At 66.7% G+C, this 13,701-nt stretch carries 13 protein-coding genes; 9 read left to right on the forward strand and 4 right to left on the reverse strand.

Features of this window, described 5'->3' with window-relative positions; genetic code table 11:
- Positions 1-62 precede the first annotated feature (62 nt).
- The 9 genes from ACJJV6_RS17520 to ACJJV6_RS17560 all read left to right on the forward strand — a co-directional run bounded on the left by ACJJV6_RS17520 (position 63) and on the right by ACJJV6_RS17560 (position 10,583).
- Positions 63-992 (forward strand): FKBP-type peptidyl-prolyl cis-trans isomerase, encoded by a 930-nt coding sequence (locus ACJJV6_RS17520; RefSeq protein WP_407709468.1) that lies wholly within the window; start codon positions 63-65, stop codon positions 990-992.
- A gap of 70 nt (positions 993-1,062) precedes the next feature.
- Entirely contained in the window at positions 1,063-1,458 is a 396-nt protein-coding gene (locus tag ACJJV6_RS17525) for an FKBP-type peptidyl-prolyl cis-trans isomerase (RefSeq protein ID WP_009358590.1), read from the forward strand.
- Between the two features lie 115 nt (positions 1,459-1,573).
- Positions 1,574-3,562 (forward strand): helix-turn-helix transcriptional regulator, encoded by a 1,989-nt coding sequence (locus ACJJV6_RS17530; protein ID WP_407709469.1) that lies wholly within the window; start codon positions 1,574-1,576, stop codon positions 3,560-3,562.
- A 10-nt stretch (positions 3,563-3,572) separates the two neighbouring features.
- Positions 3,573-3,920, forward strand: a complete 348-nt coding sequence (locus tag ACJJV6_RS17535; RefSeq protein ID WP_407709470.1) for a hypothetical protein — start codon at positions 3,573-3,575, stop codon at positions 3,918-3,920.
- A 32-nt stretch (positions 3,921-3,952) separates the two neighbouring features.
- Positions 3,953-4,225, forward strand: coding sequence for a Sec-independent protein translocase subunit TatA (tatA, locus tag ACJJV6_RS17540; protein WP_009358592.1), 273 nt, complete (start codon positions 3,953-3,955; stop codon positions 4,223-4,225).
- Between the two features lie 48 nt (positions 4,226-4,273).
- Complete coding sequence (tatC, locus tag ACJJV6_RS17545) at positions 4,274-5,068, forward strand: twin-arginine translocase subunit TatC (RefSeq protein ID WP_009358593.1); 795 nt, start codon at positions 4,274-4,276, stop codon at positions 5,066-5,068.
- A 20-nt stretch (positions 5,069-5,088) separates the two neighbouring features.
- Positions 5,089-8,034, forward strand: coding sequence for a DEAD/DEAH box helicase (locus ACJJV6_RS17550; protein ID WP_407709471.1), 2,946 nt, complete (start codon positions 5,089-5,091; stop codon positions 8,032-8,034).
- A gap of 51 nt (positions 8,035-8,085) precedes the next feature.
- On the forward strand, positions 8,086-9,741 hold the full coding sequence (locus ACJJV6_RS17555) for an amidohydrolase (protein ID WP_407709472.1): 1,656 nt from the start codon (positions 8,086-8,088) through the stop codon (positions 9,739-9,741).
- Between the two features lie 98 nt (positions 9,742-9,839).
- Positions 9,840-10,583, forward strand: a complete 744-nt coding sequence (locus ACJJV6_RS17560; protein WP_009359433.1) for a polyprenol monophosphomannose synthase — start codon at positions 9,840-9,842, stop codon at positions 10,581-10,583.
- A gap of 74 nt (positions 10,584-10,657) precedes the next feature.
- Here ACJJV6_RS17560 and ACJJV6_RS17565 read toward each other — a convergent pair whose 3' ends face one another.
- The 4 genes from ACJJV6_RS17565 to ACJJV6_RS17580 all read right to left on the reverse strand — a co-directional run bounded on the left by ACJJV6_RS17565 (position 10,658) and on the right by ACJJV6_RS17580 (position 13,696).
- On the reverse strand, positions 10,658-11,005 hold the full coding sequence (locus ACJJV6_RS17565; RefSeq protein ID WP_013600997.1) for an RNA polymerase-binding protein RbpA: 348 nt from the start codon (positions 11,003-11,005) through the stop codon (positions 10,658-10,660).
- A gap of 239 nt (positions 11,006-11,244) precedes the next feature.
- Complete coding sequence (locus ACJJV6_RS17570) at positions 11,245-12,192, reverse strand: SPFH domain-containing protein (RefSeq protein ID WP_035753854.1); 948 nt, start codon at positions 12,190-12,192, stop codon at positions 11,245-11,247.
- Between the two features lie 34 nt (positions 12,193-12,226).
- Positions 12,227-12,688: an NfeD family protein gene (locus tag ACJJV6_RS17575; RefSeq protein WP_009359436.1), complete on the reverse strand. Its 462-nt coding sequence runs from the start codon at positions 12,686-12,688 to the stop codon at positions 12,227-12,229.
- Positions 12,689-12,811: 123 nt separating this feature from the next.
- Positions 12,812-13,696, reverse strand: coding sequence for a putative RNA methyltransferase (locus ACJJV6_RS17580; protein ID WP_009359437.1), 885 nt, complete (start codon positions 13,694-13,696; stop codon positions 12,812-12,814).
- Positions 13,697-13,701: the final 5 nt, after the last annotated feature.

Consider the following 13,701-nt stretch of genomic DNA (forward strand, 5'->3'; position numbering starts at 1 on the left):
CGATCACAGCCGCTGCAACGCGGAGCATCGCATCCATCCTGCCCCGACGAAAGTTCTCTTACGTGCGCCGACTACTAGCAATCCTTCTTCCCGGCCTGCTGCTGCTCACCGCCTGCGGCGGCTCAACCCCCGCAGAGTCGGAACCCACCAGCCAGTCCGCTGGCGAGACTGCAAAGTTCGACACCCTCAAACTGACCGACAACGGTGACAAGAAGGCCCCCGGCGTGGAGTTCAGCAAGCCGCTCGAGGTAGCCGAACCCACCATCAAAGTGGTCAGCGAAGGCAGCGGGGAAACGGTAAAGGCAGACCAGGTCGCCAACATCTCCATCCTTGCCCTTAACGGCACCGACGGCGCCACCCTCGAAGATACGTTCCCCAATGATCCGGAACCCCTGGAACTCAATGAGGAACTGAAAACCGGCAGCCCCGTCATCTACAACGCCTTTGTGGGCGCCAAGGTCGGCTCAAGCCTCGCACTGGCAGTTCCGGGACAGGCTGCCACCGCCGGTGCGGAGGCCCAGCCCACCCAACTGCTCGTGATCAAGGTCCTCTCGGCCAGCGACGTGACGCCGGCGCTTGAGAAGCCCGAAGGCGAAACCGTCACCCCTCCCGCGGGCCTGCCCACCGTGACCGAGAAGGACGGCGTACCTGAGATCAACGTCGAAGGCGTAGCCGCGCCCACCGCACTGGTATCGCAGGACCTCATCAAGGGCAACGGCGCTGTGGTCAAGGAAACCGACACCCTGACCGTTAACTACGTCGGCGTGACCCTGGCGGGCGGCACCAAGTTTGATTCCAGCTTTGACCGCGGCGAACCGGCAAGCTTCCCGTTGACCGGCGTCATCAAGGGCTGGACCCAGGGCCTGGCCGGCAAGACCGTCGGCTCCCGCGTGCTGCTGGTCATCCCGAAGGACCTGGCCTACGGCGACGCCGGCCAGGGCGAAGCAAAGGGCGATCTTGTCTTCGTAGTGGACATCCTCGGCGCCAAGTAGCAAGACTTACAAGGAGGCCGCGGCCGTTTGGCTCGCGGTACCAACCATCAGCACCCACGAAGGAGCAACCATGTCATTCGGACAGCGGGAATTCGACCGCCAAAAGCCCGAGATCGATTTCCCGGAAGGCGACGTTCCCACCGAACTCGTCATCAAGGACCTTATCGAAGGTGACGGCCGCGAAGCCAAGGCAGGGGACACCGTCTCCACCCACTATGTTGGTGTGGCCTGGTCCACCGGCGAAGAATTCGACGCCTCCTGGGGCCGCGGCGCGCCGCTGGACTTCCGTGTGGGCGTTGGCCAGGTCATCCAGGGCTGGGACCAGGGCCTGCTGGGCATGAAGGTGGGCGGCCGCCGCCGTCTGGAGATCCCCTCCGAGCTGGCCTACGGCTCCCGTGGAGCGGGCGGGGCCATCAAGCCGAACGAGGCTCTCATCTTCGTTGTGGACCTCGTCGGCGTCCGCTGACACTTCAGCTGACGGGCGGATCCGCCCTCGGGAGCGCGGCAACTGCCGGGACGTTCAGGTCCCGGCAGTTGCCGCGCTTTCTGCGTTCCGCCCGGAGTTTAGTAACGTAGCCAGAGTGTCCGCATCCCGCACTGAACGACTCCTCAATCTGCTGATCGCACTCCTGAATACCCGGTACGGCCTGCGCCGCAGTGAACTGCGGGAAAAGGTCTACCACGACACCTCGGGCAATGATGTTGCCTTCGGCAGGATGTTCGAGCGGGACAAAAACGACCTGCGCCAGTTCGGCTTCGAAGTGGAAACACTGACGGACCTCGGCTGGAGTGGGGACGACCCCGCCACTACCCGCTACCGCATCGGCAAGGAATCCAACCGCCTGCCCGACGTCCAGCTGGACCCGGAAGAATGGACCGTGCTCCTCCTGGCTTCACAGCTGTGGGAGCGCGCCGCACTGGGCACGGCCGCGCAAAGCGCCCTCCGCAAGCTGCAGGCGTCCGGCCGGATGGCCGACGTCGAACTTCCCGCCGGCCTGCAGCCGCGTATCAAGCCCGCCGGCCAGGCCTTCGACGACCTCGTGGCAGCCATGCATGCACGGCACCCGGTCACTTTCCGGTACCTCGCCGGCAGCACCGGTAAGGAGGAAGAGCGGACCGTGGAGTCGTGGGGCCTCGGCAGCCGGTTCGGCCAGTGGTACCTGGTGGGCCATGACCGGGCACGCCAGGCCACCCGGCACTTCCGCCTGTCCCGCTTCACCAGTGCCGTGGCCACGCTGGACAACGAGCGGTACTCGCCCCCGGCGGACTTCAATATCCGGAAAGAACTGGACCGCCTCCCCGAACTGCCGCTCCGCACCGCCGTCGTTGAAGTCCGGGAAGGCCGGCTGCTCGCCCTGCGGCGCCGCGCACTGCCGGCTTCCCCTCCCAGTGACGGCGCTGACCCGGCCGACGCCGGCTATGACCGGATCAGCCTGCACTACCGAGACCCGGAAACCCTCGCCGAGGAACTCGCCTCCTACGGCCCGGACGCCGTCGCCGCCGCGCCGGAAGACCTGGTGGAAGCGGTCCGCAGGAGGCTGCGCGCTGCCGCCGCCTTCAGCGACTCGCCGGCGCCGGCGTACGCTTTCCCGCCTGCCCGTGCACGGCAGGCGCGTCCCCGGACCTCGGAGGACCAGCTCAAGCGGATGCTCCAACTGGTCCCGTTCCTGGTGCACAACCAGGGCCTGCACATCCAGGACGTGGCACGCCATTTCGGAGTGAGCCGGAAAGAGCTCGAGGACGACCTGCGGATCCTCATCTGCTCGGGGCTTCCGGAAGGGTATCCGGATGACCTGCTGGACATCCAGTGGGAAAACGACCATGTCTTCATCACCCAGGACCTGGACCTGAAGCGGCCCGTACGGTTCACCGTGGAAGAGGCCTGTGCCCTCCTCACCGGCCTCGAAACCCTCAACGGACTCCCGGGCATCGCCGAGGGCGGCGCACTTGAATCCGTGACCCTCAAGCTGCTCGCTGCTGCGGGCGAGGAGGGCCTGCGGGCGGCGTCCCTCGCCGGACCGCAGATGGAGCCTGCCGATGCTGCCACCCACGGCACCGTCCGGGATGCCATCGAATCAGGAGCCCAGCTGCACCTGACGTACCTTTCCCCGCAGCGCGACAAGGTCAGCGAACGGGACGTGGATCCGCTAAGGCTCTACTCCCTCGATAACACGTGGTATTTCGAGGCCTACTGCCACTTGGTGGACGGTTTGCGGAACTTCCGGCTTGACCGCGTCCAGGAGGTGCGTCTCAACGGACGGCCCGTGGCGGACGGCATCACGCCCGCAGCGGGAGTCCCCGCCAAACTCTTCACGCCGAACGACGACGACACCACCGTCACCGTCCAGCTCACCCGGCAGGGGAGGGGGCTGGCAGACGACTATTACGCCGAGCGGACGGCAGAGCTTCCCGACGGCGGCCTGGTTGCCGAGATCAGGTTCGGCAACACGGCGTGGCTTCCCATGTTCGTGGCCCAGCACGGCGGAACGGTGCGGATCCTGGCCCCTGAGGACCTGGCAGCGGCGGCGCGGGAGTGGCTGGCGGCGTCGCTGGCCAGGTACGGCGGATAGACTTCTCAGCATGCCTTGGTGGTCCTGGATCCTTCTGTGGGTGGCGCTGGTCGCCCTCTCCCTGCTGTTCTATGTCCTTCTGGGCATCCGCCTCTTCCGCCAGTTCATGGCGACGGTCAGGGATTTGGGGGCAGCGGGGGAGAAGCTGGGGCAACTGGGCCCCTTCCAGGAGCAGGAGGAGGCTGCAGCAGCGCCAGCCACCCTGCCCGGCTCCGCAGTTTTTGCCTCGCCTGCCGTCATGCGACATGATTACGAGGCATCCACGTCAGCGCGGCGGGAAGAACGCCGCCGCCGGAGGGTCCAGCGCAAAGCGGACCGGGGCCAGCCGCAGGCACTCGGGGATCTCGACTTCACATAGAAGTAGGATGTATTTAGAGGAAAGGATTTCCCATGGGAAGACTCTTTGATGGCCCTTGGCCAATCGTCATTATCATCGTCGTCGCGCTGCTTCTCTTTGCCGCGCCCAAGCTTCCGGCCATGGCACGCAGCCTCGGCCAGTCCATGCGGATCATCAAGTCCGAGGTCAAGGAAATGAAGAACGACGGCAAGACCGACACCACCGACGCCTCAGGCCCGGTGGAAGGCACCATCGTGAACCACCCCAAGGCGAAGCCCGGTGAGCCGACAGACGGCACGGACGTCCCGCCGTCGAACCGCGCCTGACCCCCAGTGGCACTGTCGCGGGCCCGTAAAGCCAACCCTGAGGGGCGCATGTCCCTCTGGGACCACCTCAAGGAACTCAAGAACCGGCTGATCAAGTCTGCAATCGGCGTGGTCCTTGGCGGCATTGGGGGCTGGATACTTTACGATCCGCTGCTGAAGGCGCTGGCTGACCCGGTCAACCGCATCTCACAGCAGACCGGGGGACTCTCGGCAATCAACTTCGGAACCATTGCCTCCCCGTTCGACTTCAAGCTGCAGATGTCGCTCCTCATCGGGGCGGTTATCTCCAGCCCCATCTGGATCTACCAGCTGTGGGCCTTCATCACCCCGGGGCTTACCTCCAAGGAACGCCGGTACACACTGGGGTACATGGCGGCCGCGGTTCCGCTGTTCCTTGCCGGCATCTGGGCCGGCTGGCTGGTGGTGCCGCAGGTGGTCCGGGCACTGACCCAGTTCACCCCGGACGGTTCGTCGAGCGTCATCGACGCCAGGACGTACATCGAGTTCGTCACGCGGATGGTCCTGGTTCTGGGGGTTGCGTTCCTCGTTCCGGTGGTGCTGGTTGGCATCAACATGGCCGGTGTCATCACCGGCCGCACCATCCTGAAGGCGTGGCGGATAACCGTCTTCCTGGTCTTTGTGCTGGCCGCAATAGCGGCGCCCGGTGCTGACGCCATCTCCATGTTCATGCTGGCGGGCCCGCTGCTGGTTCTTTTCTTTGCCGCCATCGGCATCTGCCTCATGAACGACAAGCGGCGTGCCCGCCGCGAGGCCAAGAGGGCCGCGGAGACAGAGGCCACAGCGGACGTCGCCACCCCGAGCAGTGAGCTCAAGAACCTCTGAGCTCCCATTAGGCTTGGTGTATGTCCACCAACACCGGGCCGTTTCCTTCCGGCCCATCTTCCAGCGGACCATCCTCCACGGCTCCCGGCGATGACGAGCTCTCGCCAGCGGAACGGTACCGGGCCAGCGCCGAGCGCAGGGCCGAGGCCTCCTCGGACCTCGGGGCGTTCATCCGCACGCTGGACTTTGAGCTGGACGACTTCCAGAAGCAGGCCTGCCGGTCCCTCCAGGACGGCAGGGGCGTGCTGGTGGCCGCACCCACGGGGGCAGGCAAGACCATCGTGGGCGAGTTCGCCATCTACCTGGCCCTGCAGCGGGGCCTCAAGGCTTTCTACACCACCCCCATCAAGGCGCTAAGCAACCAGAAGTTCACGGAACTGGCCGGGAAATACGGTGCCGACAAGGTGGGCCTGCTCACCGGAGACACCAGCATCAACGGCGACGCCCCGGTGGTGGTGATGACCACCGAGGTCCTGCGGAACATGCTCTACGCGGATTCCGCCACCCTGGACGACCTGGGCTACGTGGTGATGGACGAGGTGCACTACCTTGCCGACCGCTTCCGGGGTGCAGTGTGGGAGGAAGTGATCATCCACCTTCCCAGCGAGGTCCAGGTGGTCTCCCTCAGCGCAACGGTCTCCAACGCGGAAGAGTTCGGCGCCTGGCTGGACACCGTCCGCGGCGATACGGACATCATTGTGTCCGAGCACCGGCCCGTTCCCCTCTGGCAGCACGTCATGGTGGGCCGCCAGATCATGGACCTGTTCGCCGGCGAAACCACCTTCGACGAGATCGCCCCACCGGTGGATGCTGACGACCCCGGGCAGGCACTGGTGCAAAGCAACACCGGCACAGGGCGGGGGTTCGATGTTAATCCGGACCTCCTGGCAGTGGCCCGCAGCGAGGGCCAGCAAGGCTTCCGGAGCCGGCCAGGCCCCGGCGGCCGGGGCCAGCGCGGCCGCCGCGGCAACGACCGCCCTGTCCGGGGCGCCGAACCGAACGGGGTGCGCAGGGCCAGCCGGCCCCAGGTGATCGCCAGCCTGGACAAAATGGACCTGCTGCCGGCCATCACCTTCATCTTCTCCCGTGCCGGCTGTGACGCTGCGGTGGCCCAGTGCGTCGGCTCGGGGCTGTGGCTGACCACCGAAAAGGAACAGCGCATCATCGCCCAACGGGTGGACGAGGCAGGCTACGACATTCCGCCGGACGACCTGGACGTCCTCGGTTTCTGGACCTGGCGCGACGGGCTGCTGCGCGGCTTCGCCGCGCACCACGCCGGCATGCTGCCCACTTTCAAGGAAGTGGTGGAGAAACTTTTCGCCGATGGCCTGGTCAAAGCCGTCTTCGCGACCGAGACCCTCGCCCTGGGCGTCAACATGCCGGCCCGTTCAGTGGTGCTGGAGAAGCTGGACAAGTTCAACGGCGAAGCCCACGTGGATATCACGGCAGGCGAGTACACGCAGCTGACCGGCCGCGCGGGAAGGCGCGGCATCGACGTCGAAGGCCATGCGGTGGTGCTGTGGCAGCCCGGCACGGACCCCACGGCTGTGGCCGGCCTGGCCTCCCGGCGTACCTACCCGCTGAACTCGAGTTTCCGGCCCACCTACAACATGAGCATCAACCTCCTGGCGCAGTTTGGGCGTGCGCGGGCCCGAGAGATCCTGGAATCCTCGTTCGCCCAGTTCCAGGCTGACCGGTCCGTCGTCGGCCTGGCCAGGCAGGTGCGCAGCCGCGAGGAATCCCTCGCCGGCTACGCCAAATCCATGACGTGCCACCTGGGCGACTTTACCGAGTACGCACGGCTGCGCCGGGAACTTTCGGACGCTGAAAACGCCACCTCACGGGCAAAATCCCGGGCCAGGAAGTCGCTCAGCGACGACTCGCTGGCCCGGCTCCTGCCCGGCGACGTGGTCAACGTCCCCGGCGGCAGGGCACCCGGTCCGGCCATCGTCCTGAGTTCCGACCACAGCAGCCGTGAGCCCAGGCCCGCCGTCCTCACCCTGGACAACCAGCTGCGCCGGATCAGCACCGACGATCTGGAAGGCCCCATCTCGCCTGTTACCAGGATCCGGATTCCGAAGTCGTTCAACGCCAAGGTGCCAAAGTCGCGCCGCGACCTCGCATCCTCCGCCCGGAATGCGCTGCGGGAAAACCGCCCGCCGGCCCCGGGACACAACCGCAACAACGATTTCGGCCGTGCCAGCGCCATGCCCAACCAGGAGAAGCGCATCGCGGACCTCCGGCGGGCCCTGCGCGCCCACCCCTGCCACGGGTGCAGCGAGCGTGAGGACCACGCACGGTGGTCGGAGCGCTGGTGGAAACTCCGGCGGGAAACGGACGGACTGGTCAGGCAGATCCAGGGCCGCACCAACACCATCGCCAAGACCTTCGACCGCGTCTGCGATGTCCTCTCCGCCTACGGCTACCTTGAGGACGCGGGGGAGGGCCGGCTGCTCATCAGCCCGGACGGCCAGCGCCTGCGCCGGATCTACGGCGAGAAGGACCTGCTGATTTCCCAGTCGCTGCGGTTGGGCGCCTTTGACGATCTCGACGCGGTGGAAGTCGCAGCGCTGGCCAGTGCCCTGGTGTACCAGGCCAAGCGGGAAGACCGCGGCCTCCGGCCCCGGATGCCCAGCGTCTCCCTGGAAACCGCGGTGGACATTGTGGTGCGCGAATGGTCCGCGCTGGAGGACGTAGAAGAGGAGAACAAGCTTCCGCTGACCGGCGAACCGGAGCTGGGACTGGTGTGGCCCATCTACAAGTGGGCACGCGGCCGGCATCTCCAGGATGTCCTGAGCGGGACGGACCTGGCGGCGGGCGACTTTGTCCGCTGGGTGAAGCAGGTGGTGGACCTGCTGGACCAGCTGGCCAAGATCCCCGGCCTTGAGCCCCGCCTCGCCCGGCTGTGCGCCGAGGCCATCACCCTGATCCGCCGCGGCGTCGTGGCATATTCCTCTGTCCTCTGAACTTCCCCCGGCCCAGCCGCCGGCACGCAACCTCCAGGAGCCCTGCCCCGTATGACCCAGTCCGGTCCCGCAAACCCGTCCCGTCCGCAAGCTGTCCTCTACCGCAACGGTTCCGTCTACAGCGCTGCCGATCCCTTCGCCACCGCCATGCTCGTGGACGGCGACACCGTGGCGTGGGTGGGGTCCGAACAGGCGGCCACGTCCATAGCCGACAGTTCCATGGAAGTCATCGACCTGCGGGGCGCCCTCGTCGCTCCCGGATTCGTCGATTCGCACATGCACCTGACCGAGACAGGGATCGCGCTGGATTCCCTCCAGCTGGGCGGAATCTCCTCCGCGCGGGAGCTGCTGGATGCGGTGGCCGCGGCTCCCGGTGACGGACCGGTCCTGGGCCACGGCTGGGATGAGACCACCTGGGCGGACGCCGCCCTGCCCACCGCGGAGGAACTGGAACGGGCGTCAGCCGGCAGGCCCGTCTACCTGTCACGGGTGGACGTGCACTCGGCCCTGGTATCGGCGTCGCTGGCCCGGTCCGCCGGCCTGCAGGACCAGGACGGGTTCGACGGCGGTCCCCGGGTCAGGCGTGCCGCGCACACTGCGGCGCGGCAAGCGGCCCGCCGGCTGCCGGAAGCCGACCTCCGCCGCCACCAGGGACGTGCCCTGTCCGAGGCGGCCGCGAACGGCTATGTTGCGGTGGCAGAGATGGGCGCCCCGCACATCGGCGGGGCCGACGACCTGCGCCTGGCAGCAGCGTGGAACAGCACCGGGCCCGAGACCCCTTCCGTCCCTGAAGTCCTCGCGTACTGGGGCGAACTCGTCTCCTCGGAAGACCATGCCCGCAGCGTGCTGGACGGACTCGGCTTCGGGATCCGGGGCCTGGCCGGCGACCTGAACATCGATGGTTCGGTGGGGTCGCGGACTGCCGCCTTGCGGTCCGGCTACAGTGATGCACCGGAAGAGAAGGGCTCGCTTTACCTGGGGGTCGACGAGGCCGCGGCCCACCTCGCCGCCTGCTCCCTGCTGGGCATCCCGGGCGGCTTCCACGTCATCGGGGACGCAGGCCTGGACGCTGCCCTGTCCGCGCTGGACCTTGCCGCCGCCCAGGTGGGGGAGCAGCGCGTGCGGGCGGCCGGCCACCGCTTCGAGCACGTGGAGATGGTTGACGCTGCGGCCGTCGAAAAATTGTCCCGATATTCTGTGACAGTCAGCGCCCAGCCAGCGTTCGATGCCGCCTGGGGCGGTGCCGGGGGGCTTTACCAGCAGCGCCTGGGGGAGCGCAGCGCTGGAATGAATCCGTTCGCCACCCTGTATGCCGCCGGCGTCCCTGTCTGCTTCGGCAGCGACAGTCCGGTGACCCCGCTGCGGCCGTGGTCAAGTGTCCGGGCGTGCCTGGAGCACCACAACCCCGGGGAGCGGATTTCTGCCCGCGCCGCGTTCCTGGGACACACCCGTGCAGGCTGGCGGGCGGTCAGGTACCACAACCCCATGGCGGGCCAGCTCGTGCCCGGCGCCCCCGCCAGTTTCGCCGTCTGGGAGGTGGAGGAACTGATGGTGCAGGTGGCCGACGGGCGCGTGCAGTCGTGGAGTACCGATCCCCGCGCCCGGACTCCTCTGCTCCCCGCCCTGGATACCGGCAATGACCCGGTATGCCTGCAGACGGTGCGGGACGGCGTCGAATTGTTCTCCAGCCCGGCACTGCGTTCCTGACCCGGCATCCCTCCGCCCTATAATGGGTAGTTGCGCCTGCCGGCGGCTAGCCAGGCTGTCAGGTGCACACCGACCGCTCCTCCCAGGAAAGGCCCTTTGTGCGCGTCCTTACGATCATTCCCACCTACAACGAACTGGAATCGCTGCCCAAGACCCTTCAGCGGCTCCGCTCGGCTGTTCCGGCGTCGGACGTCCTGGTGGTGGATGACAACAGCCCCGACGGCACCGGCCAGCTTGCGGACACCATCGCCGCCGAGGACGCGCAGGTCCATGTCCTGCACCGTAAGGGCAAGGAGGGCCTTGGCGCCGCATACATCGCGGGATTCAAATGGGGCCTGGATGCCGGCTATGACGTGCTGGTGGAAATGGACGCGGACGGCTCGCACCAGCCGGAACAGCTGCCGCAGCTCCTGGAAGCCATCGACCACGGTGCGGACCTGGCCATGGGTTCGCGCTGGGTTCCCGGCGGACGCGTGGTGAACTGGCCGCTCTACCGCCAGGCTATTTCGCGCGTGGGCAGCACGTACGCCCGCCTCATGCTGGGCCTGAAGATCAAGGATGTGACCGGCGGCTACCGTGCGTTCCGCCGGACAACCCTGGAAAAGCTCAACCTGGACCAGGTGGACTCCGTGGGTTACGGCTTCCAGGTGGACCTGGCCTGGCGGGTGTCCCGCATGGGCCTGCGCATCGAGGAACGTCCCATCACCTTCGTGGAGCGTGAACTCGGCGCATCGAAGATGAGCGGCAACATCGTGCTCGAGGCAATGGTCAATGTGACCAAGTGGGGGCTCGCTGCCCGCTGGAACGCGCTCACCCGGAAAAAAGGTTCAACCCAGGCATAGGACCGCTGGCCCCACGACAGAAAAGGGGCCCGTTCCCGCACTACTGTGCGGGAACGGGCCCCTTTTGCGTGGTCCTAAGCGGAGCGGCGTTCTCCGCGGCGTTCCCGGAGGATGGTCAGGCGGTCCTCGAGGATCTGCTCAAGCTCGGGCAGGGAACGGCGTTCCAGCAGCATGTCCCAGTGGGTACGGACAGCTTTGTCGTTGCTGGTGTCCGGGCGTTCGCCGTCAACCAGAAGGGCTTCCTTGCCGGTCTTGGAAACCCATACCGGCGGAATCTCGGCTTCGGAGGAGAAGGTAACGAAAACCTGTTCGCCGTCCTCGCAACGGTACTCGACGCGCTGGCGCGGAGCCGGCTCAACCCCGGACTCGGTCTCCATGCTCTGCGCACCAAGGCGCATACCCCGCAGGCTGCGATCGCTCATGATTTCTCCCTCTTCTCGGTTCGCGGAGCAGGACCCCGCGCCAGCCGGTGGCGATGAAGCACCACCGGGCTACTGTTTGCTCTGCGCTGCATCATAGGATTCAACGCATTGCGAAGCTTTGTTGTTCCAGCGGATTGCTCCTGCCGGACAAATACCCAATTATACGTGGGTCATGCCGCCGGAACCAAAACAGGGAAGGGACCCGCGGAACGCGGATCCCTTCCCGTCAGCAATGCTGCTTATGGTTCGGTGGACTTCGCTCCCACCTCATCAAAGAGGCCGCCCGCTGCCGCCGGATCCGGGTTGGTTCCGCCCAGCGCGTTCCCGATTCCCTTCAGTGCTTCGCCGACTTCGCTGGGGATGATCCACAGCTTGTTGGATGAGCCTTCAGCAAGCTTCGGCAGGGTCTGCAGGTACTGGTAGGCCAGCAGTTTCTGGTCCGGGTTGCCGCGGTGGATGGCGTCGAACACCTTCTGGATGGCCTGGGCCTCACCGTCGGCGCGGAGGATAGCGGCCTTGGCATCGCCCTCCGCAGCAAGGATGGAAGCCTGCCGCTGGCCCTCCGCCGTCAGGATGGCCGACTGCTTGGTACCTTCTGCCGTCAGGATGGCCGCCCGCCGGTCACGCTCGGCGCGCATCTGCTTTTCCATCGAGTCCTGGATGGAGTGCGGCGGATCGATCGCCTTCAGCTCAACACGGGAAACGCGGATTCCCCAGCGGCCGGTGGCCTCATCCAGGACGCCGCGGAGCTGGCCGTTGATCTGGTCACGCGAGGTCAGCGCTTCTTCGAGGTTCAGTCCGCCCACCACGTTACGGAGCGTGGTGGTGGTGAGCTGCTCCACCGCCTGGATATAGTTGGCGATCTCGTAGGTGGCTGCGCGGGGGTCGGTGACCTGGAAGTAGACCACGGTGTCGATCGAGACCACCAGGTTGTCCTCGGTGATCACCGGCTGCGGCGGGAAGGAGACCACCTGCTCGCGGAGGTCCAGCAGCGGAAGGAGCCGGTCCACGAAGGGAATGAGGATGGTCAGCCCCGGATTCAGGGTGCGCTGGTATTTGCCGAGCCGCTCCACCACGCCGGCCCTGGCCTGCGGAATGATCCGGACCGAGCGCACCAGAACGATGATCACAAACACGATCAGGACTACCAGCACGACGGCCAAAGCCGCTCCTCCTGCGTTTTCCATGCGTCTCCCTTGTTCCCCAATTGATACTGCTGTGTCAGGACGTGCCGCTGGCGGGTGGCGCCGAAACTACTGCCGTGGCGCCGTCGATCGCCGCCACCACCACTTTTTGTCCGGCGGGAAGCACCCCGGCCTCGGAACGGGCGCTCCAGATGTCGCCGCCGATCTTTACCAGGCCGCCGTCCGAGGTGACGGCCTCCATCACCACTGCCTGCTCGCCGATCAGCCGGTCAACGTTGGTGCGCTGCTCGGCGGGGCCCTTCTTCAGGTGGGACAGCGCCACCGGACGGACGAAAGCGATCATCAGCAGGGACACCACGCAGAAAACGACGATCTGCAGCCAGCCGTCAGCGCCGGCAAAGTCTGCTACCAGGGCAGCCAGGGCACCGCCGCCGAGCATGATGAAAAACAGGTCAAGCGTGATCATCTCGATCACCGCAAATGCCAGGAAAGCCGTGAGCCACAGGGCCCACCAGTTTTCCCCCAACCATTCGAACACTGCCGCCCCCTTGGTCACCCGGGCACCGTCGCGGGCCCTTTGGTACCTGTTTTCTTATCCTAGTCCGGGGCCGGGGCTGTGGGCCGGGTCACGCAACCGGCAGTGGCGATAGTGGCCAAGTCGTTACGTGCCGTCCGGCAGCCGGGGCCGGAACACCGTCAGCCGGAACTTCGCCTCGACCCGCAGCGGCTCCGGAATGCCGCTAAGCCGGGCGACGATGGCGTCGCGGTCCGTGTGGTGGCCTGCCGGCCCCATGAATGCCAGGGCTGCCGCATCCTCGCGGTTGAGCGCCAGTGGAATGTCGACGTCGGAGCTTTCCTCCACCTCGAAGTGCCGGGCCATCGCGGCGGCCAGCCGGGCGTCCTTGCCTTCCTCAATGGCGAGCATGCCCGCCAGGGCTGCGATGCCGGCAAGATGGCCCTCGCGCGGGGTGACCACCACCAGGCGCCCGCCGGGCCGGAGAACACGGGCGAACTCGGCAGCGTTGCGGGGCGCAAAAATCACCGTGACCACATCAACAGAGTTAGCTGCCAGCGGCAGCGGCTGCCAGATATCCCACACCAGGTTCATGGCTTCGGGGTTGAGCCGGGCGGCACGGCGCAGCGCGAATTTGGAAATGTCAAGCCCTGCGGCGGACACTGTCCGGCCGTGTGCGGCGGCTGTGTCCAGCAGTTCGCGCAGGTAGTGCCCGGTTCCGGTGCCCGAGTCCAGCACGGCCGGCCGGTCGCCGGACAGGACGGGTACGACGGCGGCTGCCACGGCTTGTGCCAGCGGCCGGTAGTGGCCCCGGCTAAGGAAGTTGAAGCGGGCATCCACCATCGCGGCGGAATCGGCCTTGAAGGCGGTGCCCTTACCGACCAGCAGGTTGAAGTAGCCCTGCCGTGCGGCGTCGAAACTGTGCCGTGCGGCGCAGGCAAGCCTTCCCGGTTTCGGCGGCTCGGCGGCGGTGTAGGTCAACGGCGCCGAGCAGACCGGGCACAGCAGGGGAAGGTCCGTTGTTGGGGGCATTGCAC

The organism is Arthrobacter nitrophenolicus, assembly GCF_045833485.1.
Classification (GTDB): domain Bacteria; phylum Actinomycetota; class Actinomycetes; order Actinomycetales; family Micrococcaceae; genus Arthrobacter; species Arthrobacter nitrophenolicus.